The sequence below is a fragment of the Alicyclobacillus hesperidum subsp. aegles genome (genome assembly GCF_027923525.1).
GTDB classification, from domain to species: Bacteria; Bacillota; Bacilli; order Alicyclobacillales; family Alicyclobacillaceae; genus Alicyclobacillus; species Alicyclobacillus aegles.
In genome coordinates this window covers 75,771-102,081 of record NZ_BSBJ01000003.1, presented here as the reverse complement: position 1 = coordinate 102,081, position 26,311 = coordinate 75,771, and the positions used below count along the sequence as shown (strand labels likewise).

The following is a 26,311-nucleotide window of genomic DNA, read 5'->3' as shown; positions in this document are numbered from 1 at the left end:
GAGCACATGGTATGGTCTTTTCAGGATGGGGACAGGCCATTCGCCAGTTTCTCGACGATGAAAAGTTCCGGCAGAACCACCGGATCCGCACATGGATATACGTCGGACTCGGTCTGGCCATGTTTGCGATTCTCGTCGGCAGCATTTTGCCGCCACGATATCATTTCACCGTCGGGCAAACGAGTCCCACGACTATCGTCTCGCCGACGACGACTGTGGATACGGCGGCAACCGAAGCTGAAAAAGAAGCGGCGGAAAGCAAGGTTCCCAAGCAGTATGCGCAATCGCCCGCGGTCTTGACGCAGGCGGTCAATCGCGTCGATATCCTCTATGCGGCGGCGATGCAAGCCGCATCGGATTCGTCGCTGTCCGACGCGGACAAGCTCAAAAACGTGCGCAGCGCCGCCCCGGCAGGGGTGAGCCAGGCGACGTTGGTGCGTTTGCTCACGCGTACGCCTGCGCAAATGACGGTTCTCGAGCGCGACACGGAGCGAGTGGTCGAGGAAATCCTCGACGCGCCGTTTTATCAAGAGTCGATGCAGCAAGCGACCTTGCTCGTGGATCGACAGATCTTGAATCTCAACCTGGGTCTCGATCACGACGACGCGTTGATTGTCCAAAATGTTGCAGTCAGTGTTCTCAAACCCAATATGATCTATCAAGCACAGGCGACTGCGGCTGCCAGGCAACAGGCGGCATTGTCTGTGCAACCTGTATTGATACACGCGGGAGATATTATCGTCGCCAAAAACGGCATTGTCACTCAGGATGTCATTAGCAAGTTGCGCGACGTAGGGCTTTATTCTTCATATCCAAGCGTCGGTATTGCAATTGGATTTGCGTTGTTTGTCGCACTTTCTGTGGGGATGCTCGCCGCCTATATCGAAAGGCGGGCGCCGCGGCGGCGGGTCGATAACTTGCTTCTTGGTATTCTCGGCTTAGTTTTTGTGCTTATGTCGATTCTGATTTCGGTGACGAAGTGGATCATCGTGGCTGGCGGTCCCAATTCGATTGCCTATCTGTTGCCCATATCCTTGGGAGCGATGCTGATTACCGTCATGATGGATTCATCTCTGGCGGTGGTGGCATCCTTCTATTTCTCGTTTTTGTTGGGAGCAGCCCTGAATTTTAACTACGATTTCGTCTTCTATGGATTTGTCGGTTCGCTTGTCGGCGCGTACAGCGTGGCTCGCGTGACGAGCCGCGGAACGTTCATGCGGGCCGGATTTTTCGTGTCGTTGATGAATATCGGCTCGGTGCTTGCACTGTATTTGTTGCAGGCCAATCGGAGTGCGGATCTGCACTCGCTTTCGCTGCACGTCGGTCTAGCCGCCCTCAATGGTATTTTCGCGGCAATCCTAGCCATGGGCATACTGCCGTTTTTTGAATCGGCGTTCGGGTTGTTGACCCCTATTCGGTTGCTTGAGTTATCCAACCCGAATCATCCCTTGTTGCGCAAGGTATTGCTTGAGGCACCTGGAACATACCATCACAGTTTGATCGTTGGCAATTTGGCCGAGGCCGCCGCGGAGTTGGTCGGGGCGGATCCGCTTCTTTGTCGGGTTGGCGCCTATTACCACGACGTTGGCAAAACAAAGCGGCCGATGTTTTTTGTTGAAAACCAGATGACCAAAGACAACCCACATGAAAAAGTGGCGCCCAGTCTAAGTCATTTGATTATTACATCGCATGTCAGCGACGGTCTTGAGATGCTTAAACAAGCGGGCTTGCCAAAGCCCATTCAGGATATTTGTGCGACCCATCACGGGACGACCATTTTGTGGTACTTTTTTAACAAAGCGAAAGAGCAAGATAAGAACGGTACCGTGAAGGTGGACGATTTTCGCTACCCTGGTCCCAAGCCCAAGACGCGTGAGTGCGCCATTATTATGATTTGTGACGCTGTGGAAGCGGCGGTGCGCAGCATGGCGCGTCCCACGCCGAATCGGGTGGAAGGCGTCATTCGCAAGATCATTCGGGATCGTCTGCAGGACGGACAGTTGGACGAGTGCGACCTAACGCTGCAGGATCTCGACGCGATGGTCGGTGCCTTCATGAAGACGCTCAAAGGTATTTACCACTCCCGGATCGAGTATCCGGATATCGATAAACTGCGGAAGGAAGTGGCCAAATGACGGCGGAACATCGCCTTGCCATCGGCGTCGAATGCGAGGTCGACTGGCCTTGGTCGGATGCTGGGAAGGATCCGCAGTCGTTCGTACAACGGGTACTGGAGGCAGCAGCGAATCGCTTGGATATTGAAGGCGAAGTATCCGTACTGTTCGTCGACGATGAAACGATTCACGAACTCAACAGAACATATCGCCAGGTGGACAGGCCGACCGATGTGCTATCGTTTGCGATGCTCGAGGGCGAAGAAACGCCGCAGCCTGAGGGCGAATTGCCTGTGCTAGGCGACATCGTCGTCAGCATCGACACGGCGAAAGTGCAGGCCGAATCGTACGGCCACTCTTTGGAACGCGAGATGGCGTTTTTACTGGTTCATGGTTTTCTTCACCTGAACGGTTACGATCACGCTGAACCAGATGAAGAACGCGAAATGTTTGCGCTGCAGGAGGAGATCTTGCAGGGCATCGGTTTGTCGCGCGGTTGATAAAGATTGGGGCGATTGACGTGCACGAGGGCGAAGTCAACCATCACGACTCGGAGTTGCAAGCCGTACAGCCATTTGCGCGGGCTGTTGCGTACAGTTTGCAGGGTGTGGTGTACGCGTTTCACACGGAACAGAACGTCAAGCGCGACGTCTGGTTGTTTACCGTGCTGTGCGCCGTCGAACTCGTGTTGCGGCCGCCCTTGCGCGATGTAGCCCTGACGATGTTCGTCGCCATGTGTGTTTTCGCCGCTGAGTTGTTCAATACTGCCATCGAATTGGCCGTCGACATCGCATCGCAGTGGCAGCATCATGTCGTCGCAGGGGCTGCGAAGGACGTCGCATCCGGAGCGGTGACATGCGTGTCGCTGGGCGCGATCGCGTTGGCCATCTGGTTGGTGGTAAGCTTGTGGCCCTGGCACTTTTGGTTGTTTACGGGGCATCATCCAGCGGGTGCAGGGATGGTGGCCGCTGGATTGATTGTCGTCTGGGCGTTTCGTTGTTGGCCATATCGTCAGCAAACTGTGATCAAACGCAGGCGAAAGGGGGATGAACATGGCGTTTAAGTCGGGATTTGTCGCGATTGTAGGCCGACCCAATGTCGGCAAGTCGACCTTGCTCAACGCACTGGTTGGTCAGAAGATTGCCATTATGTCCAACCGACCACAGACGACGCGCAACCGCATTCGCGGCGTGCGCACGACGGAAACCGCGCAGATGATCTTTATTGATACTCCAGGTGTGCATACGCCGCATCACCGTCTCGGTGAAGTGATGGTAGATATGGCATTGCAGACGTTGGGCGAAGTGGATTTAATCTTGTTTGTCGTCGACGTCACGTCGCCCGTGCACGCGGCAGAACAGGAGATCATCAAACAGTTGGAAGGCGTGCGCACGCCGGTTTTTCTCGTGATCAACAAGACGGACGCAGTCGACAAGGGACTGATTCTAGAGCGGATTGCAGCTTTTCAGGCCTTGCGTTCCTTTGATGAGTATGTACCGGTCTCGGCTTTGCGGCAAGAGCAAACGGATCTGCTCGCGAGCTTGATTGAGCAACGCCTGCCGGAGGGGCCCAAATACTACCCAGACGATATGGTCACAGATTACCCGGAAAGTTTTATTATCAGCGAGATCGTCCGTGAAAAGGTATTGATGTTGACGCGCGAGGAAGTGCCGCACTCGGTCATGGTGGCGATTGAGCACATGGAGCGCCGGGCGTCGGATACCCTGCATGTGCATGCGACCATTTACACGGAACGAGATAGTCAAAAGGGCATTTTGATTGGGAAACAGGGTCAAATGTTAAAGCGCGTAGGCGAAATGGCCAGACGCGAACTCGAAGGCTTACTGGGGAATCGGATCTATCTCGAGTTGTGGGTGAAAGTCAAGCGCGATTGGCGCAACCGCCCGGCGTTACTGCGCCAATTTGGCTTTGACGGGGACGTCTGACGACCGGTTCACAGGGTATAGCAGGCGGTCTGCGCGGAAGACTAAAAGCGTTCGGAAATGCAGCCCAGGAGAGCTTGAAAGGAGACGATCCTGTTGCGTGACATCACGTGGCAAATGTTCGAGCTCACAGGCGATATCGACGCGTATTTGTTGTACCGCGCCTGCGAGCAGGCGGATCTCACAGGCGACGACGTTCGTGCGGCGAACGACGTCGAGCTCGAAGAGGAATCGCATTTCCCACCATCTTGACAGCCGGTTTTGGGAGTTGGAGAAGAGTTGCTGTACAACACGGACGCGGTGGTCGTCAAAACGGTTCGTTACGGGGAACATAGTGCCATCGTCACGCTGTTGACTCCGTCCGGTCTCGTGTCGGCGATGGCCAAAGGCGCACTGAAACCGCAGAGTCGCTTGGCGGCCGGAACGCGCTTGTGTGCAGAGGGAACTTATTTCCTATATCAAGGTCACGGGATGGGGGATATTCGACAAGTGCAGCTGACGGCGAGCCGCCGACGGCTGCACGAGGATATCGAGGCGGCGGCGTATGCCGCCTATTTTTGCGATCTCGCACTTGTTTCCACGCCCGAGCGCCCGCATGCACCGACGGCTATGTACAACCAATTCAGTGCGGTGCTCGCTGCGCTGGAACTGCGCGATCAGACGCCACCTGATCTCCTGGCGCGCGTGTACGAGGCGAAAATATGCAGTTGGCTAGGCGCCAGCCCAGATTGGGAGCGGTGCATCCGCTGCTCACAACCGCTTGTACCGCCAATTGCTTATCATATGACAGAGGGCGGTCTGGTCTGTGGTGTATGCAGGCGTGACATGGACAGAACCGCGGAATTTGTCGTTCCAGAACGAACTGGGCGTTTGCTTTCGGTGTTTACAGAAGTGGACGTGCGTCGATTGGGCCGAATTCAAGTTTCACCGCCGACGCGGCGCGCACTGGACACCATTCTCTCACATCAACTGCGCGAGTTTGCAGGTTTGCATGGCCGAGCGAGAGACGTTCTTGACCAAATTGTTCAGTCTTTGCGATTTGATTTATAACAAAAGCTAAAATCGGTGACATTGCACACATAAGTGGATTTGTCAAACCATACACTGATTGCGGGACATCCAAGAGGATAAATTTGTCTCAATGCGTCGATACTAGGTTTGTCTTGAACGCGAACGGACATCGTCGTTCGTCGCGCCATGAAGAGGTGTCCTGCCGTTATCCAGCTTGGCAACGATAAACTTTGATCAGATAGGAGGAAAGTGTCTTACTTTGTAGAATAACTGTATATAAGCCGCAAGGCAAGGAACATTCGACGTACCGAATTCCGGTCGCACCGAATTGGGGGTGCCGTGGTGAACGTACCCGATTCGTTCCTAGAGTCGCTGCGTCAACAGGTTGACATCGTGGAAGTGGTCAGCGAGTACGTCCAATTGCGAAAAAACGGGCGCTCTTTGACAGGACTTTGTCCGTTTCATAACGAACGTACTCCTTCATTTTCTGTGTCACCTGAACGACAAATGTATCACTGTTTTGGGTGCGGAGCCGGTGGTACCGTATTTCGCTTCATCATGGATATCGAGGGCTTGCCGTTTGCTGAAGCTGTTGCTTATCTCGCTGAGCGGCAGGGCATTGCTTTGCCTGCACATTTTGGCGTCGGGCGCACTGCATCGAATCCAAAGTTGGAACGCTTTCGCGAAGCTCATGCTCTGGCTGCAAAAGTGTTCAACCACATTCTAATGAATACAGATGCTGGTGTGCAAGCCCTGAATTACTTGCTTTCGCGAGGAATTTCCCGAACAACCATCATGTCTTATCAATTGGGTTTTGCGCCCAAGCCCGGCAATGTGCTGATTCCATTTTTGAAACGAAAAGGCTTCTCGGAATCGGAGTTACTCGAGTGCGGTTTGGCTGTCGAACTTGGGTCGGCCGTGACCGACCGTTTTCGGGGACGCGTCATGATCCCTATTGCGGATCGCAAAGGGCGGGTTGTCGCGTTTGGCGGGAGAGCGATGGATGAAGGCGTAAAGCCCAAGTACTTGAACTCGCCCGAGTATGAACTGTTTCACAAGAGTCAGTTGTTGTTTCATTACCATCTTGCGCGCAAGGCCATCCGCAAAGAGAAGCAGGCACTGTTGCTCGAAGGCTATATGGACGTCATTGCGGTACAGCAGGCAGGCATCGAACATGGCGTGGCGACCTTGGGGACGTCGTTGACCGAGGAGCAGGCGCATCTGCTCAAGGCAGACTGTGACAAAGTCGTGATCGCGTACGACGGAGACCAGGCGGGACGCAAGGCGACCGTGCGGGCAATCGACATTCTGGAGGGCGTCGGTATCTCACCGCTCGTGTTGCGAATACCAGATGGCATGGATCCGGATGAATACATTCGAGCGAACGGCGCTACGGCATTTGCACGTTTGTTGAACCGGAACACACTGTCGGTCGTGCAATTTTTGCTCGATGAATTGAGACAAGGCGCACAGTTGGTGAGTGCCGTCGGGCGGACCGAGTTTGTTCGTCAGGCGTTGAAGATTCTTGCCGAACGGGCGACGCCGGTCGAGCAGGAGTACGAGTTGCGAAATTTGTCACAGGAATTTAACCTCTCTGTCGAAACATTGAAGGAGGAACTGCGAACCTTCTCGAAACAATCTAGGCGTCGTACTTTCGGACGGGAAACGAGCGGTTCGAAGACGGTGGCACAGCCGCTGGCGCGCGCGGATCAACAGGCGAGTATGAGGCTATTGCAGGCAGTGCTGTTTAGTCGTGAGGCAGCCGAGTATCTGATGGAGAAGGGGCTCACCGAATTGGCTGAGCCGTTGCAGACTGCCTTGTTATCCAATTTGTACGCATGGCGTTTGGAGAATCCGGACGGTTCGCCGTCTGCCTTCGTAGATCAACTGGAGGATGAGTCGTTGGCTCACTTTGCCTCGTCATTGTTCTTTTACGAAGTGCCCGAGTTTTCCACGGCCTTGTTGGACGATTATCTGCGTGCGTTAGAATTGCATCGGCTTGAGCAGCTGCACAGAAGCCTGCTTCGTCAATGGATTGAAGCGGAAGCTGGCGGCGATGAAGAAAGATCCACAGAGATAAAGTTGCAAGTGGAACAGATCCAGGACCAGATTGCAACATTGAAGCAGCCCCGAGCGATTCACGCGGAGTGACCTTGGGGTAAAGGAGGCGGGGAACTATGGCGAAGGCAAAAGATGAAGTCCGCGAGGAAGATCAGGGACTGACCCTTCAGGCTGCAAAACAGCAACTGGTGGAGCTAGGGAAAAAGCAAGGCTCGTTGACATATGAAGAAATTTCGGACCGATTGGCGCAGTTTGATCAAGACACGGATGCCTTGGACGATTTTTTTGAACAGCTTGCAGAACAAGGTATCGATGTCGTAAACGAGCGCGACGGGGATCCGAGCCAACAGGACGGCGGCGAAGAGGATTATGATTTGCATGATCTTTCCATGCCCCCTGGTGTCAAGATTTCCGATCCGGTTCGCATGTATCTAAAAGAAATTGGCCGCGTACCACTTTTGTCGGCCCAAGAAGAAATTGAATTGGCAAAGCGAATTGAAGCCGGCGACGAAGAGGCAAAACGCCGGTTGGCCGAAGCCAATCTCCGTCTTGTCGTAAGCATTGCAAAGCGCTACGTAGGGCGCGGTATGTTGTTCCTCGACCTCATTCAGGAGGGCAACTTAGGCTTGATCAAAGCGGTTGAAAAATTTGACTACCGCAAGGGCTATAAGTTCAGCACATATGCGACATGGTGGATACGCCAGGCCATCACGCGTGCGATTGCCGACCAGGCACGAACCATCCGCATTCCCGTGCATATGGTCGAGACCATCAATAAATTGATTCGCGTTTCGCGCCAATTGCTGCAGGAACTCGGGCGAGAACCTACTGCAGAGGAAATTGCCGCAGAGATGGACCTGACTCCTGATAAGGTGCGGGAGATTCAAAAGATTGCTCAAGAGCCTGTCTCCCTGGAAACGCCTATCGGTGAGGAGGACGATTCTCACCTAGGCGACTTTATCCCGGATGACGAAGCCCCTGCACCGGCGGATGCCGCTGCTTATGAATTGTTGAAAGAACAATTGGAAGATGTTCTCGATACGTTGACGGAACGCGAAGAAAATGTTTTGCGCCTGCGTTTCGGATTAGATGACGGCCGTACACGAACGCTCGAAGAAGTCGGCAAGGTGTTTGGCGTTACGCGTGAACGCATCCGCCAGATCGAAGCGAAAGCACTCCGCAAACTGCGGCATCCAAGTCGCAGCAAGCGGTTGAAGGATTTCCTGGAATGAGTTTGTAAGCTACATGCAGATCAACAGGCTGTTTATATCCCGTCTTGACCGGGGAACAGCCTGTTTTGCATTTCAAGCTTGCCGTTCGGTCTAGAGAGACACCCCTCTGCGTATGGTGGAAGGGAGACTTTGTCATGTTCACCTCGCGAGGCGGTGAGTGGTGTGCTCGTCTGGATTCTGTTCGCGCTGTTTGCGGTCGTGATCGCACTGTGCGGCACTTCGATCTTTATAGAGCGGTTTGCACAACATTTGCGTCGCGAGGGTTTGCGCGAGCGTCCGGTGCCGAGCGACGTCGGTATCGTGTTGGGTGCGTATACGGATGGCTACCGCCCGAGTAAGCCACTTTTATCTCGGTTGCGCGCGGCACTACACCTCTACCGACATGGTTATATTCGGGCGTTTATCGTGAGCGGTGGTCGCGGCGATGACGAGACGGTGAGCGAATCGTCGTCCATGAAGCGGTTTTTGATCATGAATGGTGTACCGCCACAGTTGATTCACGAGGAGCGCTGGTCCAGCAACACATGGGAAAACTTGAAGAACAGCCAGGCCTTGATGGAAAGATTGCGGTATCGGACTGCCGTCATCGTTACGTCCGATTATCACTTGCCGCGCGCGCTGGCGGTCGCGCGCACTCTCGGCATCGAAGCGAGTGGGTGCGGAGCGCCATCAAGCCGTCAGGAATTTCGCGCCGCGACGCGTGAGGTATTCGCGCATATCCAATATACTTTACGAGGACGCGAAGCGCCGTTTTGGAATTCGTGACGATCCGGCAGATCGTCGAAACTGGAGTGGAGTATGTCTGAATTACGTTTGTCACCGCGACTGCAACAAGTTGCGGACTATGCCTTGCCATGTGCAGTGTTGGCCGATATCGGCACGGATCACGCCAATTTACCGATTTACGCCATTGAGCACGCGTTGGCTCAAAGGGCGATTGCAACCGATTTGCGCACGGGCCCGCTCGATCGCGCCCGGACCAACGTCGCTTTCCATCGCCTGACCACGCAAATCTCGTTGCGCCATGGCGACGGCCTTGCGCCCATCGAACAAGGGGAGGCCGACGTGATCGTATCCGCTGGCATTGGTGGTCATGTCCATGCGCAGCTGCTGCGGGCGGGTGAGCCTGTCGCAAAAGCGGCCAAGCGCATCGTACTGCAGCCGATGAACGCGGGACACTTGGTACGCTCGACATTGTACGAACTCGGTTTTCACATCGTGGCCGAAACATTGGTCGCCGAAGGGGACAAGCTGTATGAAATCATTGCGGCGGAGCCGAAGGATGATCTAGATCCCGCGTATGCATCGGCTGCATTGCCGAAGTTTTTGACAGAAGTTTCAGCGGCCGCAGCTCGTCACTTTTTGTACACGTACGGGCCGATGATTGTCCGCTTGGGCCACCCACTCGCCCCACGGCGGGCCTCGATGGATCTTGAGCGCTTACGTTGGGTGTTGTCGAGATTGCCTGCCGAGGCTTCGGATAACAGAGATAAGCAGCTTCAGCTAAGCCATTCCATACGCATGTTGGAATCGTGGCTTCAACAGATGGAGGAAAGTACGTGATGGATATACGCGTTTCTGACGTCATACGGGAGATGGAGCGGATTGCACCGAAACACTTGGCACTGGCGGATGACCGAATCGGACTGCAGCTTGGAGACCCAAACGCCATCGTCAAACGCCTTTGGGTAGCTTTGGAGGTGACTCCCGAACTGGTCACTCGTGCGGTTGCAGAAGGCGTCGACATGGTGGTCACTCATCACGCACCGCTGTATCGACCGCTTTCGCAAGTCGACTGGTCGCAGCCGCGGCAACGAGCCATCGCGGAGCTCGTGGCGCATCGTATCTCCGTCTTCGCGGCTCATACCAACCTCGATGTGGCGCCAGGAGGAGTCAATGACGTGATCGCAAAAAGGCTTGATCTTGTCGATCAAGAGCCGCTCGATATCACGTACCGAACTCGACTCAAGAAGTTGGTCGTTTACACGCCTGCAGCGAGCGTCGAGGCTGTACGGCAGGCGCTTTGCGACAAAGGAGCTGGGCACATCGGGAATTACTCTTACTGTACGTTTGCTGCGCCAGGAACGGGTTCGTTTGTGCCTGGCGATGGGACGCATCCATACATTGGTGAGGCAGGGGAAATGGAGCTGGTCTCGGAAGTGCGTCTGGAGACGGTCGTGCCAGAGCACCTCCTAGAAGATGTGGTTTCTGCCATGTTGGCTGTGCATCCCTATGAAGAAGTCGCCTACGACGTGTTCGATCTCGCTTTGCCTGGGGCTTCCTTTGGAATCGGGCGCATCGGACAACTGTCGGTTGCACAGACCCTTGCTGAGTTTGCCGATCGCGCTCGTCTTGCATTTGGCCTTCCTCACGTGCGTTACGCGGGAGATCCGGGACGGAGTGTCAAAACCGTAGCGGTACTTGGCGGATCGGGCAGTGGTTGGATAGGCAAGGCTTTGATGGCGGGGGCGGACGTGTTGGTCACGGCGGACATCTCACATCATCAGGCGGCCGATGCAGTGCACGATGGTATTGCCGTGATCGATATACCTCACGCGGCGTTGGAAGCACCGGTATGCGAGGTGGTTGCAACACGGTTACAGGCCGCGCTAGGCAGTCGTGTTACCGTGAAGACGGCACCTGTTGCCGTTGATCCATGGCGCTGGCTGTGAATTGTAACTTTATGGTGTGTGGTTGTCAGTGTGCGCCGACCGGAGTATACTATGAGAGGTTTCAAGCGAGGAAGTAAGCTGGGCAATCGCCGGTGCATGGCCGAAAGGCAGCACGGGAGGAAAGTCCGAGCTCCGCAGGGCAGGGTGCCGGATAACGTCCGGCGAGAGCGATCTCAGGGAAAGTGCCACAGAAATGAAGACCGCCGATGGCCTGTTACAGGCACAGGCAAGGATGCAACGGTGCGGTAAGAGCGCACCAGCAGTCCGGAGACGGATTGGCTAGGTAAACCCCACCTGGAGCAAGACCGGATAGGAGTGCTGATGTGGTGGCCCGCCACGCACTCGGGTTGGTCGCTTGAGCCGACTGGCAACAGTCGGCCTAGATAGATGATTGCTGCTCCATACGTGCGAGGCCGCCGCGCGCGTGCCGTTTGTAGCACAGGAGTACAGAACTCGGCTTACAGGCTTACTTCTTCGTACCCTATATCGCACATACATCATCATGAACCGCGCTACGCTTGATTTTACACCGAGCCTGAGCGCGGTTTTTGCTTTATTCAATTCTGTAAGTGGGCATGCGTCTTCTTTCAAGTCCAATGTCACATATGTATTGCACTTTGAGTACATGAGTGTGGGAGTGGTGGCAATTGAAAAATGTCGGATGGGTATTATTGGGTGTCCTTATTGGCGCTGGGGGTTTTTGGTTCGTTGACTACCCATTGAGGTCAAGCGTAATGAGGCCAACGAGTCCAACCAGCGTGTCCTTGATGTTTGAACAAGCAATCGTTAGTGACCAACCGGAAAAGGCACAACAACTGATGACACCCCTAACAAGGAATACATTCACTCGCACAGACTTTAATGCCCTTCGCCAGTATATTGGGGGTGGTAGGGTGGCATCAGATTTCTCTACATTGAAGACCTACGAGGTTTTAACATTTGGAAATGGACATTCTGTAACCTTATGGATAACTCATTTCAACAACGATGGAATATGGGAAATCCAACGGATCATAAAGGGATCCACATTTTCAAGTGACGACCAGTGACATGCTTATGTTTATGCGATACCAAACGCATCGTGATAAACAAGCGTTCCTCCCAGGTGCCCGGCGAGGCTGACGAGTACCGTGGCGACGAGCGACGCGATGAAGCCAATCATAGCCACTCGTTGTTTCCGTAAGCCAAGCAGCCATTGCGCCACGAAGGCGATGATGAGTGCGACACCTGTTAACACGCCGTACTCCTTGTGACGATGGAACATGGGTGCAACTGTCGGTGAGATGTGACGAATGTAGGATTCACTGATCACACCCGCGACACCTGCAGCGATGGTGGCAAGGATACCTAGACCAAGCAGATACAAAAACGATGTAGGCCAGAAATCAGACTTGCGGCGTATAAGCCCAATAAGGCCTGCAAGTGTTGCAAGATACGTAATGGCAATCGTGAAATGAACGACCATTGGATGAATCGTAGCAGGAAACATGTGTTCAATCGTTGCGAGCACGTGGACGGATGCTCCTTTCTATGCAGTGCAGTCCGTTGCAGAAGCGAAAAATTTCATAGATCTATGTTTATAATCTCACAGTAACATTGAAAAATGGTTTGAACATTCCTTGGATGAAAATGGATAACGGCGTGGAGTGTATGTAGAACCCCCAACTTGCGTGGGGGATAGTCTTGGTAAACCGCTTCACGGTTGCCGTGAACGAATCGGCATAGCTATCGCAGACTTTGCGTTGCGAATATCGTGTTCAATGATCTTTTCCACGTCGTATGCTGGGTATAAATCATGTTGAAGCATATAGTTGAAGACTTGCTCGTGGAGTTCAATGGCTTGTTGCAAATGTCGGTTGAGCACTTGCCGGACAGCGGGTGTGGCTGTCTCGGTGATCGCGGCTGACGTGTTGCGCACAGCCGCCTTGGCGTAACCAAGAAGGCTACCGGCGTATATGGCATCTCGGTAAGAACGCTCCATGATTAGGACCTCCGCTGTATCGAGTATTGTTCGAGAAGTGCAGCCAACTCCTGAATCTGTTTCGTCGTAACCTGAATGCATGTAAGATACATGTCTCGCAATTGCGGATCAGTAATTTTTGCTACGGTTCGTTTGTCTTGCGCTAGGCGATTCGATTTCATGGCGAGAAGTTCATGTAATTCCAGTGTTTCATGCATGGCGAGGGAATGCTGCGCTGCTGACCGGGCGCTTTCATCCATGATAGCTCCTCCTTGATGAGTGATTGATATACGTTCCGTATCATCATAGGGCGGGCGGTTGTCCGGTGTTCCGGGGTCCCAGACTCACGTTTACTCATACGGTCTTGTCACCCCACCGAGTATCAGGAGCAAATTCAATTTCAAGTTTCTTTGGGTAATGTAATAGACCAATGTCATCGATGGAATGGGCATAAGGATGTGTAGTACATATGCGAGTCTTGTTAATCGAGGACGATCCCGGTCTGCGTGCCATTGTTGCAAAAATCTTGGAAGAGGCGGCGTATCAAGTCGACGTCGCGGAGACTGGCGACGATGGACTTTATTTTGCAGAATCGGCCGTCTACGACGTGCTCATTGTCGACATCATGTTACCCGGACTCAACGGGATCGAGCTGGTCAAGCAATTGCGCCTGCAACAGATTTTTGTGCCCGTGCTGTTTCTCACCGCGCGCGGGGATGTCGATGATCGTGTGGTTGGCCTGAATGCGGGGGCGGACGACTATCTGGCGAAACCGTTCGCCACGGAAGAGTTGCTCGCCCGTCTGCGGGCGCTGCTTCGACGCAATCGCGATGTTGGCGCTGATATGACGGTGAGAAGTGGTTATCTCGTGCTTAATCCAGCAGCCAAAGAGGCCGTGTATGAGGATACGCCACTTGTTCTGACAGACAAAGAATTCGATTTGCTCGAATATCTCTTGTTGCATCAAGGTGAAATTCTCACGCGCGAGCGAATTTCGTATCGCCTTTGGGGACACGATGCAGAGACGAGCGAATCGACTGTCGATTTGTATATACATTACGTGCGTAAAAAGTTGAAGCCGTTTGACCTGGACAAGCGCATTCGCACCATTCGCAATGTCGGCTATATCTGGAGTGAGTCGTGACCGTGTTCAGGAAGACCGCATGGCAACTCGTTGCGTTGTATACCCTCGCGTTTATCGGCATTCTCGTGTTGTTTGCATGGGTCGTGGATCGCGTCATGGCCCAGCGCTTATGGTCACTCGAAGCCCAGGCAGTGAACTCAGCCGCTACGCAAATGCTCGCGCACCATAACGACCAAATTTTTGGCGATCACGATGAAATCGATGGCAGTCCTATGCATCGTGCCAAGCCGAAGTCGAATCCCGCACCGGAGCATGATCCGCCCCCGACTTCGCTCGATGAGGAAGAGCGGGAAACGCGCGACCAACACATGGTTTACGTGTTACAAGGGACCGCAGGGCAGGCGGTTGTTCAGACGCCCGCTGGCAGTCTGTCCAACACGGAACTCAAACAACTGTTTGCGTTCCCCGCGTCGAATCGATTGCGCGCAGTTTCGCTCGACAACACGCCATTTCTCCTTCAAGCGGTTTACCCTACATCGCCGATCGTATACCATGGTCAACCCGTAAAGGCTGTCTACCTTCTCTATAACCGCACGATGGACGTCGCCTTTTTGCGCCATATGGCGAAGGTCATGGAAGTGAGCATCATCGGTTTTGCCGGACTTGCTGCAGCCATCGGTATCTTTTTGGCCAATCGAGCGTTAGCGCCCATTTCGCGGGCTTGGACCCGCCAACAGCAGTTTGTTGCCAACGCTTCACACGAGCTGCGAACACCCCTTTCCATTGTGCAACTTCACGTCGAGCGGATGTTTCGCAATCCGTCGGCGACCGTCGAAGAAATGGGAGAAACATTGGCCGCGCTCGATCGCGAAACGCGGCGATTGCAAAAGTTGGTTGGCGATTTACTGACCTTGGCGCGAGCAGACTCCGGACATGCATGGCTGCAAATGCGCGAAGTTCAGTTGGACGTTCTCGCCAGGGAAGCAGAGAAGCGTTTTGTCGATCTCGCCCGTGCCCACGGCGTGCACATTCTGACCGGCGCGTTGGCGTCCGTACAGCTTCAGGCGGATCCTGAGCGGCTACGGCAATGGTTCGCCATTGTTCTTGACAACGCCTTGTCGTTCACCCCGGAAGGGGGACGTATCGTGATCGAAGTGTTACGGCACCGCAACCGTGCTTTGCTCGTCGTGAAAGACACCGGATCGGGCATTGCTCCAGAACACTTGTCGCGCGTATGGGAACGGTTTTATCAGGCTGATCCATCTCGCGCGACAGTTGGCGCGGGGCTTGGCCTTGCGATCGCGAAGTGGATCGTCGAAGCACATAGCGGCGAGATGAGCATCGCGAGCCCTGCCGATTGGGGTGTGGGCACACAGGTGACGGCCTCGTTTCCAGTTCGTTAAGCCGGTCGGGGCCCCTTCTTGGAGACCTACCCAACGTGGATTTTTGCATGGCCTTTGCGAATGTGCTATAAAAAAAGTAGTAAGTAAATAGACGATAGTTTGATGCCTGGGCGCGCTTTAGGGCACCATGAGGGTGAAAGGCCCGCTTGGGTGCGATTTTTGGAGATGGGGAGCGGTGGACGATGGCACACCTGTTTACGCCGTTTACGGTGGGAAGTCTTGAGCTAAAAAACCGGATTGTCATGGCGCCAATGTGCCAATACTCAGTGACGGCTAAAGACGGTAAACCGAATGACTGGCATTACACACACTATACGAGTCGGGCGATTGGCGGGGCCGCACTGGTCATTATCGAGATGACAGACGTCGAGCCGGATGGTCGGATCAGCGACTTTGATCTCGGGCTTTGGTCGGATGATCACATTGCGCCGTTTGCGCGCATTGTTGACGCCTGCCACGGTTATGGCGCCAAAATCGGCGTGCAAATTGCACATGCGGGACGTAAAGCCGAGGATGCAGCAACGCCTGTGGCGCCATCCGCAATTGCATTTGAGGGACCACAGTACAAGGTGCCCCGTGAATTGTCGACAGACGAGGTCAAGCGCATGGTCGAACGGTTTGGCCAAGCGGCAAAGCGGGCCGTGGCCGCTGGATTTGACACGATTGAGCTACACGGCGCACACGGTTATCTCATTCATCAGTTCCAATCGCCTGTGACCAATCGCCGTTCTGATGAATACGGACAAGACCTCGCCCGCTTCGGCGTCGAAGTCATCCAGGCGGTCAAAAGCGAAATGCCAAGCAATATGCCGCTTTTGATTCGCATCTCGGCAGTCGAATACGTCGATGGCGGTTACGGGATCGATCACGCTATCGAGCTGTGCCGTCGTTATCGTGAGGCTGGGGTCGACGTCGTGCATGTCAGCTCTGGCGGCGAGGGTCGGCCGGGCAAGCGCAAACCTGGTAACTATCCGGGCTATCAGGTACCGTTTGCACGCCAAATCAAGGAGGCGCTTGACGTGCCCGTTATTGCCGTGGGTATGCTCGACGAGTACGCCTTGGCCGAGTCCGTCATCGCCAGCGGTGATGCTGATCTCGTCGCCATCGGGCGCGGCCTGCTTCGGGATCCATACTGGCCGATTCACGCGGCACAGGCACTGGGTGTAGAGCTAAATGTGCCAAAGCAGTATGCACGGGCATTTTGACATTCACTGGTCGTTGCGAATCTGCGTTTCGCCACGTATGATACAACAAGTAGAATAGATAGAGATGCATTGCACGGAATCGGTTTGTTGCTGACTTGAGCCGAAAGGCACTAAATGCGCCTGTCGGCTCTTCTTGGCAACATCCGTTCGGTTGCGGAACGCGGGTGGTTGCCATGACTGAGTGGCCGGGAGATTCCCCGCGCAGGCGTGCGCGGCGGATCAAGCAATTATTCGATATCATTTCACATAATTCACAAGATGTCATTACATATTGCACGTCAACGGGGATTTGCGAGTATGTCTCGCCATCCGTTTCACATATTTTAGGATATACATGCGAAGAAGTGTTGGGGCAAACAATTGAACCGTTTTCACACCCAGAAGACCGGGATATCTGGGACGAAGCCATCAAGGCGCTGGAGCAAGGGGCTACTCACAAGCGAATTACGCTGCGTATTCGCCATAAGAGTGGCCGTTACCGTTGGTTTGAGGTGACCCTGAGCGTACAACGCAATGCGCACGGTCGGATTGCGGGTGTCATCGGAATTGGTCGCGATGTGACCGATGAGCGGCTTGCGGATGAAGAACTGGCGGCGATAAAGCGGAAATACGAGTGGATATTAAATGCGGCCAGTGAAGGGATTATCGGCATTGATCCGCAACAGTGTATCATTTTCGCCAATCCAGCTGCGGCAAACATCCTGGGGCTCGGCATTAAGGACATGATTGGCAGGCCGTTTGCTTCCGTAACAGGGTTTTTGGGACGGCAGAGGCACGACCTGTTTGCTTCTACACTCGAAGCCGGCCAGGTGATCACGGACTGCAGAGCATGGTTTCAGCGATGTGACGATGGGCACGCGCCCATCCCCGTCGAATATTCCATCACGCCGATCAACGAGGCTGGCGAGATTGTCGGAGCTGTGATGACGTTTCGGGACATCACGGACAAGCTGGCACAAGAACATGAGTTACAGCGCAGCCGAGACAATCTGAAGCAAGCACATCAACTGGCTCGTTCGGGCTACTGGGAACTCGATGTGCGACACGATCACCTCGTATGGTCCGATGAGATGTTTGTCATTTGGGATATGAACCCAAGAGAATTTGCTGGCACGTACGAAGCCTTTTTACAAACCGTTGTGGAAGAGGATCGAACGGCAGTTCATCAAGCGGTGCAAGAGTCGCTTTATGGGCAATTGTATGAAATTGAGTTCCGGATTCTTACTGGGCGCGGTGAAATCCGGCATATTTCGGCCCTGGGTCAAACGGATATGGATGCCGACGGCCGGCCTGTCCGCTTTTTCGGCGTGGCTCAAGATATTACGGCTCGCAAAGAGCAGGAGTTGGCATTGGAAACGTCTCGGGAGCTGTTGGAGCGGTCTGAAAAGTTGGCGGCCGTCGGTCAATTGGCGGCTGGCATTGCCCACGAGATTCGCAACCCGCTCACGGCCCTAAAAGGGTTTATTGACTTGATGCACCGCAAATCAAAAGGAAATAACAAGCGATATCTTGAAATTATGAAAGGCGAAGTCGGGCGCATGGAGCTCATTTTGGGCGAACTGCTCATGCTCGCGAAGCCGCAACAGGTTCATTATTCGACCGAAGATGTCGATTTGCTGTTACAGGAAATTGTTTCGTTCATGAGCCCACAGGCGATTATTCACAACGTCGTGATCGAGACAACCTTTCGTGACGACTTGCCACAGATTACGTGTGAACCCAATCAATTGAAACAGGTTTTCATCAATATTGTTCGCAACGGGATCGAAGCGATGGAGCGCGGCGGAACTTTGCGCGTCGTGGCGAAGCGGCGCGATGGTCACGTGCAAATCGACTTTGTCGACGAGGGAGTTGGCATCCCACCGGAGAAGTTGAAGCATATCGGGGAGCCGTTTTTTACGACGAAGGAGCAAGGGACGGGTCTAGGTATGATGGTGAGTCAGAGAATTGTTGCAGAGCACGGCGGTCGCCTCTCCGTGCAGAGCACCATCGGGCAAGGGACGACCGTAACGATTCTGCTACCGGTTGCCCAAAAGCCAAGCGTTGCGACAGAATAAGGAATGATCAGACCGCCGCTTAGTCGACTGGCGGTGCAGGGGGCAAAGGGCGGCCTGACCGAACTAACACGATACCTTCTTCACAAACGCCATAGGTGCGCCAGGAACACGTTTTGCATAACCCGTGAATGTCATGGGACTCCACGCGCTGGGCGATGCGTTCTTGGATTTCGGACCAGGTTGCCCAACCACTAGGCTTGAGCCCAAGGCGAGCCAATACGGCTGCATCGCGCCTGTGGACACTTGCATTTTGACAGTGGTACGGTTTGTCAACTGGAAATCGCGCGCACAAATCGTCTGGGCCGGCCACCAATCGGATACGCGTCTCTGGATTTTTGCGCAAAGTTTCATAGATTTGTGTCATGTTACTTACGTAGTCCTGCGAGTAGCCCATGCCCCGATATCCGAGCAGACACAGCAAGTGATGGCCACGCAGTCGAATCATGCAAATCCCCTTCCTCGTCATGAAACGCCGCTTCGAAAGGTCATCACCAAATAGGTAAAGCTAACGACGACGACGGCGATAAATGTGCCGCCAAGGAGGGCGGCCAAGCGCACCCAGCGCTCGTCTTTGAAACTGGCGTGCAACAACAATGTAAGTTGAAGAATGACTTGCACCAGTGCCATGCCAAGGATGATAACGACGGTAACAGCATGAGGCATATGAAGTTCGTTCGCAATCAAAATGGCGAGTCCGGTCAAGGCAACGCAAATGAGAAATGCCGAAACATAACGCCAAGGAAATGGCAGTGATGAATCTTCGTCCGTCGGTTGCATCGAAATGCCTCCTTGCCAAAGAAAACGGCGGTACGCCAACTGCACACGGTCATACAGCTCATGTTCATTTCACTATAGGGATTCCGCGAATGCAAGATATAGAAGAATAGATTCGGCAATTGTTCGCATAGTCGGTCGTCGTGAAGATGATACTGGGGGTGTTGGAAAGTAAAGAGGTGGATGTGACATGGAACGCGAATTGGCGATGGAAATTGTCCGCGTAACTGAACTGGCGGCGCTTAAGAGCGCGCACTGGATGGGGCGGGGCAACAAGATGGAAGCAGACAGAGCGGCGACCGAAGCGATGCGAAAGATGTTTGACACCGTCTCGATGGACGGAACCGTCGTCATTGGCGAGGGGGAAATGGATGAAGCCCCTATGCTGTACATCGGTGAGCGACTGGGTACTGGCGTGCCTCCCATCGTCGACGTTGCGGTAGATCCGTTGGAAGGGACAGAGGTCGTCGCCAGTGGTCAGACGGACGCGATGACCGTCGTCGCGATTGCGCCGCGCGGGAACCTGCTCCATGCACCGGATATGTACATGGATAAGCTTGTCGTTGGACCAAGTGCCAAGGGACGCGTACATATGGAACAGAGCGTTCGTGAAAATCTGGAGGCTGTTGCAAAGGCCAATCATAAGCCTGTGTCACAGGTCGTTGCTGTCATTTTGGACAGGCCCCGGCACGCGGAACTCATTGAGCAAGTGCGGGCGGCTGGTGCCCGGATCAAGCTCATTCCGAGCGGCGATGTGGCCGCTGCCATACAAACGGCGTTTCCGGAAAGCGGAGTGGATATCTTGCTGGGGGCGGGCGGCGCTCCGGAAGGGGTCCTGGCCGCGTGTGCCCTGAAATGTCTGGGTGGGGAGATGCAGGGGCGCCTGCTTCCCGAGAATGAAGAGCAGCGTCAGCGCTGTCTGGACATGGGAATCACGGATGTGGATCACGTATTCATGTTGGATGACATGGTTGCAGGTGACGATGCCATTTTCTCGGCTACGGGTGTAACGGAAGGATCGCTATTGCATGGTGTGCGGTTCCTTGCGAACGGCCGTGCCCGTACACAGTCGATTGTGATGCGTGCGAAAACGGGTACAGTGCGTTTTGTCGATGCCATTCATAATCTGGATCGCAAAGTGGGGTGGAACGACTGAGTGGCTATTTCGTTAGGGCAAGCGGTTTCGTTAGCCTAACGTTTCGTACAACATTCTGATGCTAGCGCATACAATCGACGTTTTTTCGATTGAGTGCACAACGCCTCCGGAATACACTACATATGAAAGATGGAATTCAGGAGGCGAGCATAGCATGATGAGCGTATACAAGGTGTTTGCATATAAGACGATGTACGAAGTGATTGCCAAGAAGCCGAAAATCGTTCTCACGCCCCCCCTTGGAAGTGCAAAAGAAGCAGAGGCGTTTGCCAAGCAAGAAATGCCAGACTCCTTCCTTGTGCAGGTACAGCTGTTCCAACGGGCCTAATACAAAGGGGGCGCGACGTCGCATTGGTGGAGTCTCTTGCGGCATCGTCGCCCCGGATAATCACACCCCCGACGGTTCCCGTAATTTCCCCCGATCACGATGACATCGACACGTACCGACGGCCGCTGTCGTTTGGCTTTGTTTATACAATGCGGCGACTACGCGCAAGACCAAGCACTTTCCTCCTAACATTCCTGATTTTGATGCGCAGAGAATGGACAGTTCACCACGACCACTTGCGACACAGTCAGCGATTTTGCCACAGGTATCAACCGTATCGTACATAGAACACGACGGGCGTTAGACCGATCACGCACGCGAGATTGGTACGTGACAGGTCGGTGTAGGCATTTTGGCGTTTTGATTTGGACAGGTTAAACGGAGTATGCCGAACTAAACATTTGTATGAGAGACTTGGAGGAATAACATGACCAATGAAACGATGTCCGCGAAGCGATCTGGGTCGTTGACCATCGGCGGCGATTTGACCGTGCATCGTCTCGGGTACGGTGCTATGCAATTGACAGGCCCAGGGGTTTGGGGAGATCCTCGCGATCCTGATGAAGCTGTGAGAGTCCTGCGCCGCGCGGTGGAACTCGATGTCACGTTTATTGATACAGCCGACGCCTACGGACCGTTTGTGTCCGAAATGTTGATTCGCAAGGCGTTACACCCGTACCCGGATAACCTCGTCATCGCCACAAAGGCGGGACTTACCCGCTCCGGTCCGGACGATTGGCGCCCGGTCGGACGACCCGAATATTTACGACAACAGGTCCATTTAAGCTTGCGCCATCTAGGGGTTGAGCGGATTGACCTGTTACAACTGCACCGGATCGATCCCAAGGTTCCTCTGGAAGAGCAAATCGGCGAGTTAAAGCTATTACAAGACGAGGGGAAGATTCGCCACATCGGTCTGAGCGAAGTGAGCGTTGAGCAAATTGAAGCCGCCAGTAAAATTGCCAAAATCGCATCTGTGCAGAATCTGTATAACCTCGTAAAACGCGATGCCGAGCCGGTTTTACAGTACTGCGAGGCGAATCAGATTGCGTTCATCCCTTGGTTTCCACTGGCGACTGGCCAGCTTGCGAAAGCGGGCGGACCCCTTGACGAGATTGCCAAGCGGTTGCAGGCGAAACCATCCCAATTGGCTTTAGCCTGGTTGCTAAAGCGTTCGCCCGTCATGCTTCCGATTCCCGGCACCTCATCCGTCGCACATTTGGAAGAGAACATGGCGGCCGTCAGTATCGATCTTCGTGATGCTGATTTTCAAACGTTGTCGAGCTTGGCGCAGTAACACCGTTTACACTCTTCCTTTCGCTCGGCGCTGAAGCCGCCGGTACCTGCGACTTGGCTGCTTGATTTGTTTCGGACCTTCTTCTCGGTCATCGGTACGGATGTTTCGTACGTACGACGTGACGAGCTTGACGGTCGGAATAATGACCACAAGCAGCCAAGTCACCGGGGTCAGAATGTTGTATACGAGCGAGCGCGCTTCGACGGTCGACTGCACAATCATGCTGATGGTATATACACACGGCGCAGTGAAGAAGGTAAACGGCTTAAACTTGTGATCCGACTGGCCAAATATTCGAGCAATGGTCGTGGAAATGCCCCAGATGTGATTGCTGATAAAAAGCGTGGTGAACGCGACCGATAGGATGATAATTACAATTCCTAAGCGCTCGACCAAAAAGCCACGCATGCGAATGAGTTGAATGACCACTTGGACTGGATAGGCCAGCCGTTCCACAGGGGACCAACCTAGGTTCATCACGATGGAAAAGAAGACCAAGAGCACAATGATGGCACTGGCTATGGATCCGTATACTGGGTACCATACACTGACCTTGTTTTTGTGTGCGTAATATGGACTCAAGATGAGAATGAGATCCACGCCGAGATAAAGGGGTAGCAGATGATAGGTTGCGATGGCGGTGGCCTTTGGGCTTGCCATCGTAAGCGGGATCATTGGATGCTTCGCTTGAAACAAAATGGCTGTAAACGCTGCAATAATGCCAGCAAAGGTCAAAGGATGAACAATGGCGGCCGTGCGGCCAAGCGTCTCGATTCCACACCAAGCTCCACGCCAACTGACGAGCATCATGGCGGCGCCAAGGATATAGCGAGGCGTGTGCGGGAAAAAGTACTTCATCAAACTAATTGTGAAATATAGACTGAGCGCCACAAACAGAATGTAGACTGGCATATAGCTTATGACAATCAGTTTGCCCAAGGGTTTTCCGAACAGCAGGATGGCCGGATCCGCCCCTGTCATATTCGGGAAGCGGTCATTAAACTTGCCGTGCATCCAATTGACCCAAACGCCGATAAGTACCACAGCGAGAACTGCCCACTGTGCGTCGAGCAGTGCGTAGTGTACAGCAACGCTTGGATAAAACCAGAACATGACAGGCAGGTAACTTGATGAAGAAAGAGCGATGGCTTGGTACTTAGAAAGGGTTGCCTTGTTCAAGTGTTTACCTCCTGTCATATGAGGTTGCCTTCGCGGGAAATGGTGCAGTGAGCTTGCACATCGAGACGCGCATGGCTGAACATGTCGCTCCAATGATCGCGCACGAGAAGAGCCGCTTTTGGATGCTTAATCATATACCAAAATCCAAATCCAACAATATCTGTTTGATTCTCCTGTAGTCTTTTCAGCACATTTCGTGCATTCGCCTTGACGTAGGATTCGATGGCGTCTTCGTACCGTTCACTTTCGGCGTTCGTAATGGGGCGTTCGCCAAGTCCTTCAGATGACGCGAGGTCTGCACTTACATGGATCACGTCGTGCAAGGTCAGCCCGCCGTGGTCATTTGTGACATAGAAATTTGAGTGGCTCGACGCATTTTTGATGTCAAAAGATCTGTCGCCATCCGGGATGTTCAGGGCCAAGGCATGGATATCGTGAGCGAGCAAGTTATAAAAAACCGTATCATCAGGCGTGAGCGATCCAACCGGTCGATATCCTTGAAAGGTCAGCGTTCCACCGACCTTGACGCTATTGTCCAAACTTTCGACGAGGGGCATATGCGGTTCGCGGCCAATCAACTCGGCGTCTCGCCAAAATTCCCACAGGCGCGTCGGTGCCGTGAAGCCGCGTTGCGGGATGGCTCGCGTCCACATCGATTCGATATAGGTAGCGGGTGGAGAACTGGTGTTGGCTTCCAAGACGGAGCGCGCTGATGACGATGTTGCGACGATTACGGCAAGCTTGTCAAGCGACTCGTCCCGCATCATCTGCTCCGTGACGCGCATCACCGCTTGTTCGCTCAGTCCTGACTGTAAAACAATGGATTCCATATTGCCAAGAAAAAACGATTTGTCATAGGTCGTCTGTGCCCGAGCGATTGCGGATTGCAACGAAGTCGCTTCGACATAAAAGTTTTTATAAGCTTGCGATTCTCCACCTTGCCTGCCGTCTGTACCAAGGTTCATGTTTTCCGACGCAGGTTTTTCTAAATTCGGTATCTGCAGTGTGAACGCCAGCATGTCGTCGCGCCCTGGTACTGGATCGACACCGATGCCAATGATTTGCGAGCGCTCGTTAATTTTTTGGTAATCTCCGCACCCTGTCACACCAAAAAGGACGAGGATGAACAAAGGCCACAGTCGTTTCATGGCTGACGTTGCCACCACCTTCGCCTACGCTTTGGGGTGGTGGACGGTGGCGGCCACTTCTCAAGCTGCGGATGGGGGATGGGCACCACCAGATCCGTATCGCCGGTTGCGTCGAACGGATGCAAGTGCTTGGTGCGCTTGTCCATCACCGTGATGGGCAGACGGATTAAGCCATCGACAAAGGCGTCTTTGACATAATCGCCACCTAAAGGATCGACATAGGGCACACCAAAAGACTTTAAGTTGCAGATTTCATACAAGGCCCAGATGGTGACGAGCACGACCCCATAAAATCCAAGCAGCGTAGCCGCTAAAATCATGATCCAGCCGCCCAGGCGAATCATGACGGTGAATTCATAACTGGGAGTCACAAAGATGCTGACGGCAGTCAGCGCGACCACGATGATCAGGATGTTACTGACAATGCCCGCTTCAACAGACGCCTGACCGACGACCAAGCCGCCGACAATGCTGATGGTCTGGCCCATTTGTTTCGGCATACGTAGGGTCGCTTCTCGCAAAATCTCGACGACCGTTTGCATGATGATGACTTCCATGACGGCCGGAAACGGCACGCCTTGCCGCGATTGCGCGATTTGTAACGCCATGGTCTTGGGTAACAGTTCCGGGCTGAAGTCGGCAAATGAGATATAGAGTGCGGGAAGCCACACGGCTAGGACAAACGCAATGATGCGCAGCCAGCGAATAAATGTCCCTTCCCACCAAGAGTGCACATAATCCTCTTCGGTTTGGAAAAAGTCCTGAAACGTCGCAGGTGCAAGGAGTACGGTGGGGTCGCCGTCGACAATCACGACCACCTTTCCTTGGTTTAATTCGCGGCAGACGCTATCCACGCGCGTCGTCACCCGCGTCAGATTGAACAGTGACCAAGGATGATCGCTAATGCGCTGCTCGATGGCAGCCGAGTTGCTGATGTGGTCGATATGAATACTTTCCAAGCGCTTCATGACGGTATCGACCAAGACCGGGTTGGCGACGTCCCGAATGAATGCCAGGGCCACAGTATGATGCGAGCGAACGCCGATGGTCCAGCGCTTAATGACCAAGGTATCGGAGCTCAGCAGTTGCCGAATCATGCCCAGATTGATGTCGATATTTTCAACAAAGGCAACCTGCGATCCGCGCGATGCACTTTCAACCGTAGGCTGTTCTGGGGTGCGATGCTCCACTGCTTTCGCGCTGATGACGACGGCCGGTTTGTGTTGGTCAAACAACAAAACCAGCTTGCCCGATGCTACGGCTTCGCGCAGTTCGAACATATTGACCATGAAAATGGCGTCGGAGCCGATGAGCACGTGTTCGATCAAATATTGAGACAAGTTCTTTGGCATGCGGCGGGGGAAGCGGTGCGAATGAATCGAGCGCAGCGTGTCTTCCACCGCACGCTTGTCGCAGATACTCGAATAGAAAATCAACGCTCCCGAAACCCCTTGAACCTCAATCATGCGAACGACATAGTCGTCGCTTACGCCGAGTGTCCGGGCAAGGTAGTCAAGCGTCTCGTCCAGCTTGCCTGTATAGTCAGGGAAGTCCCTGAAATTTGGTATGTGTGGGGCATAGCGGCCGTGTACCGGATTGGTAAACGACCAGCGCTCTGTCAGTTGTTTGAACCATCCCATGCGATACCACCCTTATCCATAGGTGCGCCTTTAGCATGTGTATAATT

Annotated in this window: 26 protein-coding genes and 1 other RNA gene; 19 read left to right on the top strand and 8 right to left on the bottom strand. The window is 53.8% G+C overall.

What is annotated here, in order from left to right:
- The first annotated feature begins 11 nt into the window (after positions 1-11).
- From QMF38_RS01715 to rnpB, 12 genes are all read left to right on the top strand, one after another.
- On the top strand, positions 12-2,135 hold the full coding sequence (locus tag QMF38_RS01715) for an HD family phosphohydrolase (protein ID WP_058094827.1): 2,124 nt from the start codon (positions 12-14) through the stop codon (positions 2,133-2,135).
- On the top strand, positions 2,132-2,614 hold the full coding sequence (gene ybeY / locus QMF38_RS01710) for an rRNA maturation RNase YbeY (RefSeq protein WP_198146659.1): 483 nt from the start codon (positions 2,132-2,134) through the stop codon (positions 2,612-2,614). The genes QMF38_RS01715 and ybeY overlap by 4 nt, the downstream gene beginning before the upstream one ends.
- Before the next feature lie 20 nt (positions 2,615-2,634).
- Positions 2,635-3,177, top strand: a complete 543-nt coding sequence (locus tag QMF38_RS01705) for a diacylglycerol kinase (protein WP_058094875.1) — start codon at positions 2,635-2,637, stop codon at positions 3,175-3,177.
- Positions 3,167-4,060 (top strand): GTPase Era, encoded by an 894-nt coding sequence (era, locus tag QMF38_RS01700; RefSeq protein ID WP_058094828.1) that lies wholly within the window; start codon positions 3,167-3,169, stop codon positions 4,058-4,060. The genes QMF38_RS01705 and era overlap by 11 nt, the downstream gene beginning before the upstream one ends.
- Positions 4,061-4,153: 93 nt before the next feature.
- Positions 4,154-4,309: a YqzL family protein gene (locus tag QMF38_RS01695; protein ID WP_006445554.1), complete on the top strand. Its 156-nt coding sequence runs from the start codon at positions 4,154-4,156 to the stop codon at positions 4,307-4,309.
- A gap of 27 nt (positions 4,310-4,336) precedes the next feature.
- Positions 4,337-5,107 (top strand): DNA repair protein RecO, encoded by a 771-nt coding sequence (gene recO, locus QMF38_RS01690; RefSeq protein WP_058094876.1) that lies wholly within the window; start codon positions 4,337-4,339, stop codon positions 5,105-5,107.
- A gap of 303 nt (positions 5,108-5,410) precedes the next feature.
- On the top strand, positions 5,411-7,219 hold the full coding sequence (gene dnaG / locus QMF38_RS01685) for a DNA primase (RefSeq protein WP_232302270.1): 1,809 nt from the start codon (positions 5,411-5,413) through the stop codon (positions 7,217-7,219).
- A 26-nt stretch (positions 7,220-7,245) separates the two neighbouring features.
- Positions 7,246-8,361: an RNA polymerase sigma factor RpoD gene (gene rpoD / locus QMF38_RS01680; RefSeq protein ID WP_058094829.1), complete on the top strand. Its 1,116-nt coding sequence runs from the start codon at positions 7,246-7,248 to the stop codon at positions 8,359-8,361.
- Between the two features lie 162 nt (positions 8,362-8,523).
- Complete coding sequence (locus tag QMF38_RS01675) at positions 8,524-9,126, top strand: YdcF family protein (RefSeq protein ID WP_281758480.1); 603 nt, start codon at positions 8,524-8,526, stop codon at positions 9,124-9,126.
- A 33-nt stretch (positions 9,127-9,159) separates the two neighbouring features.
- Entirely contained in the window at positions 9,160-9,924 is a 765-nt protein-coding gene (locus QMF38_RS01670; protein ID WP_058094830.1) for a tRNA (adenine(22)-N(1))-methyltransferase, read from the top strand.
- Positions 9,924-11,033: a Nif3-like dinuclear metal center hexameric protein gene (locus tag QMF38_RS01665; protein ID WP_058094831.1), complete on the top strand. Its 1,110-nt coding sequence runs from the start codon at positions 9,924-9,926 to the stop codon at positions 11,031-11,033. The genes QMF38_RS01670 and QMF38_RS01665 overlap by 1 nt, the downstream gene beginning before the upstream one ends.
- A gap of 70 nt (positions 11,034-11,103) precedes the next feature.
- Positions 11,104-11,510, top strand: an RNA gene (gene rnpB, locus QMF38_RS01660) — RNase P RNA component class A.
- A gap of 583 nt (positions 11,511-12,093) precedes the next feature.
- Here rnpB and QMF38_RS01655 read toward each other — a convergent pair.
- The 3 genes from QMF38_RS01655 to QMF38_RS01645 all read right to left on the bottom strand — a co-directional run bounded on the left by QMF38_RS01655 (position 12,094) and on the right by QMF38_RS01645 (position 13,253).
- Positions 12,094-12,543 (bottom strand): DUF2231 domain-containing protein, encoded by a 450-nt coding sequence (locus QMF38_RS01655; protein ID WP_198146660.1) that lies wholly within the window; start codon positions 12,541-12,543, stop codon positions 12,094-12,096.
- A 186-nt stretch (positions 12,544-12,729) separates the two neighbouring features.
- The gene (locus QMF38_RS01650) at positions 12,730-13,014 is read right to left on the bottom strand and encodes a spore coat protein (RefSeq protein ID WP_281758476.1); all 285 of its coding nucleotides are present in this window, start codon (positions 13,012-13,014) and stop codon (positions 12,730-12,732) included.
- Positions 13,015-13,016: 2 nt separating this feature from the next.
- Positions 13,017-13,253, bottom strand: coding sequence for a hypothetical protein (locus tag QMF38_RS01645; RefSeq protein WP_058094834.1), 237 nt, complete (start codon positions 13,251-13,253; stop codon positions 13,017-13,019).
- 209 nt (positions 13,254-13,462) lie between these two features.
- Between QMF38_RS01645 and QMF38_RS01640 the strand changes: the two genes are divergently transcribed.
- The 4 genes from QMF38_RS01640 to QMF38_RS01625 all read left to right on the top strand — a co-directional run bounded on the left by QMF38_RS01640 (position 13,463) and on the right by QMF38_RS01625 (position 18,742).
- Complete coding sequence (locus QMF38_RS01640; RefSeq protein ID WP_058094835.1) at positions 13,463-14,137, top strand: response regulator transcription factor; 675 nt, start codon at positions 13,463-13,465, stop codon at positions 14,135-14,137.
- Positions 14,134-15,480, top strand: coding sequence for a sensor histidine kinase (locus QMF38_RS01635; RefSeq protein ID WP_058094836.1), 1,347 nt, complete (start codon positions 14,134-14,136; stop codon positions 15,478-15,480). The genes QMF38_RS01640 and QMF38_RS01635 overlap by 4 nt, the downstream gene beginning before the upstream one ends.
- 182 nt (positions 15,481-15,662) lie before the next feature.
- Positions 15,663-16,685: an NADH:flavin oxidoreductase/NADH oxidase gene (locus QMF38_RS01630; protein WP_058094880.1), complete on the top strand. Its 1,023-nt coding sequence runs from the start codon at positions 15,663-15,665 to the stop codon at positions 16,683-16,685.
- Positions 16,686-16,858: 173 nt separating this feature from the next.
- Positions 16,859-18,742 (top strand): PAS domain S-box protein, encoded by a 1,884-nt coding sequence (locus QMF38_RS01625; RefSeq protein ID WP_083496114.1) that lies wholly within the window; start codon positions 16,859-16,861, stop codon positions 18,740-18,742.
- Between the two features lie 19 nt (positions 18,743-18,761).
- Here the strand turns inward: QMF38_RS01625 and QMF38_RS01620 are convergent, their stop codons facing one another.
- Together QMF38_RS01620 and QMF38_RS01615 are read right to left on the bottom strand one after the other, a co-directional pair.
- On the bottom strand, positions 18,762-19,187 hold the full coding sequence (locus QMF38_RS01620) for a DUF1284 domain-containing protein (protein WP_058094837.1): 426 nt from the start codon (positions 19,185-19,187) through the stop codon (positions 18,762-18,764).
- Positions 19,188-19,204: 17 nt separating this feature from the next.
- Positions 19,205-19,519 carry a cytochrome C oxidase subunit IV family protein gene (locus QMF38_RS01615; RefSeq protein WP_058094838.1) on the bottom strand — a complete coding sequence of 105 codons (315 nt, stop codon included), beginning with the start codon at positions 19,517-19,519 and terminating at the stop codon, positions 19,205-19,207.
- 187 nt (positions 19,520-19,706) lie between these two features.
- Between QMF38_RS01615 and glpX the strand changes: the two genes are divergently transcribed.
- The 3 genes from glpX (at position 19,707) to QMF38_RS01600 (ending at position 22,297) form a co-directional block, all read left to right on the top strand.
- Complete coding sequence (gene glpX, locus QMF38_RS01610; RefSeq protein ID WP_058094839.1) at positions 19,707-20,672, top strand: class II fructose-bisphosphatase; 966 nt, start codon at positions 19,707-19,709, stop codon at positions 20,670-20,672.
- A gap of 154 nt (positions 20,673-20,826) precedes the next feature.
- A complete protein-coding gene (locus tag QMF38_RS01605) occupies positions 20,827-21,000 on the top strand; it encodes a hypothetical protein (protein WP_157057236.1) in 174 nt (57 codons plus the stop codon).
- A 427-nt stretch (positions 21,001-21,427) separates the two neighbouring features.
- The gene (locus tag QMF38_RS01600; RefSeq protein WP_006445571.1) at positions 21,428-22,297 is read left to right on the top strand and encodes an aldo/keto reductase; all 870 of its coding nucleotides are present in this window, start codon (positions 21,428-21,430) and stop codon (positions 22,295-22,297) included.
- A 6-nt stretch (positions 22,298-22,303) separates the two neighbouring features.
- Here QMF38_RS01600 and QMF38_RS01595 read toward each other — a convergent pair whose 3' ends face one another.
- Genes QMF38_RS01595 through QMF38_RS01585 form a run of 3 tightly spaced genes read right to left on the bottom strand, consistent with a single transcriptional unit; the run spans position 22,304 to position 26,264 of the window.
- A complete protein-coding gene (locus QMF38_RS01595) occupies positions 22,304-23,476 on the bottom strand; it encodes a GerAB/ArcD/ProY family transporter (RefSeq protein WP_281758470.1) in 1,173 nt (390 codons plus the stop codon).
- Positions 23,477-23,490: 14 nt separating this feature from the next.
- Entirely contained in the window at positions 23,491-24,624 is a 1,134-nt protein-coding gene (locus tag QMF38_RS01590; RefSeq protein ID WP_281758469.1) for a Ger(x)C family spore germination protein, read from the bottom strand.
- Positions 24,621-26,264, bottom strand: a complete 1,644-nt coding sequence (locus QMF38_RS01585) for a spore germination protein (protein WP_281758468.1) — start codon at positions 26,262-26,264, stop codon at positions 24,621-24,623. The genes QMF38_RS01590 and QMF38_RS01585 overlap by 4 nt, the downstream gene beginning before the upstream one ends.
- Positions 26,265-26,311: the final 47 nt, after the last annotated feature.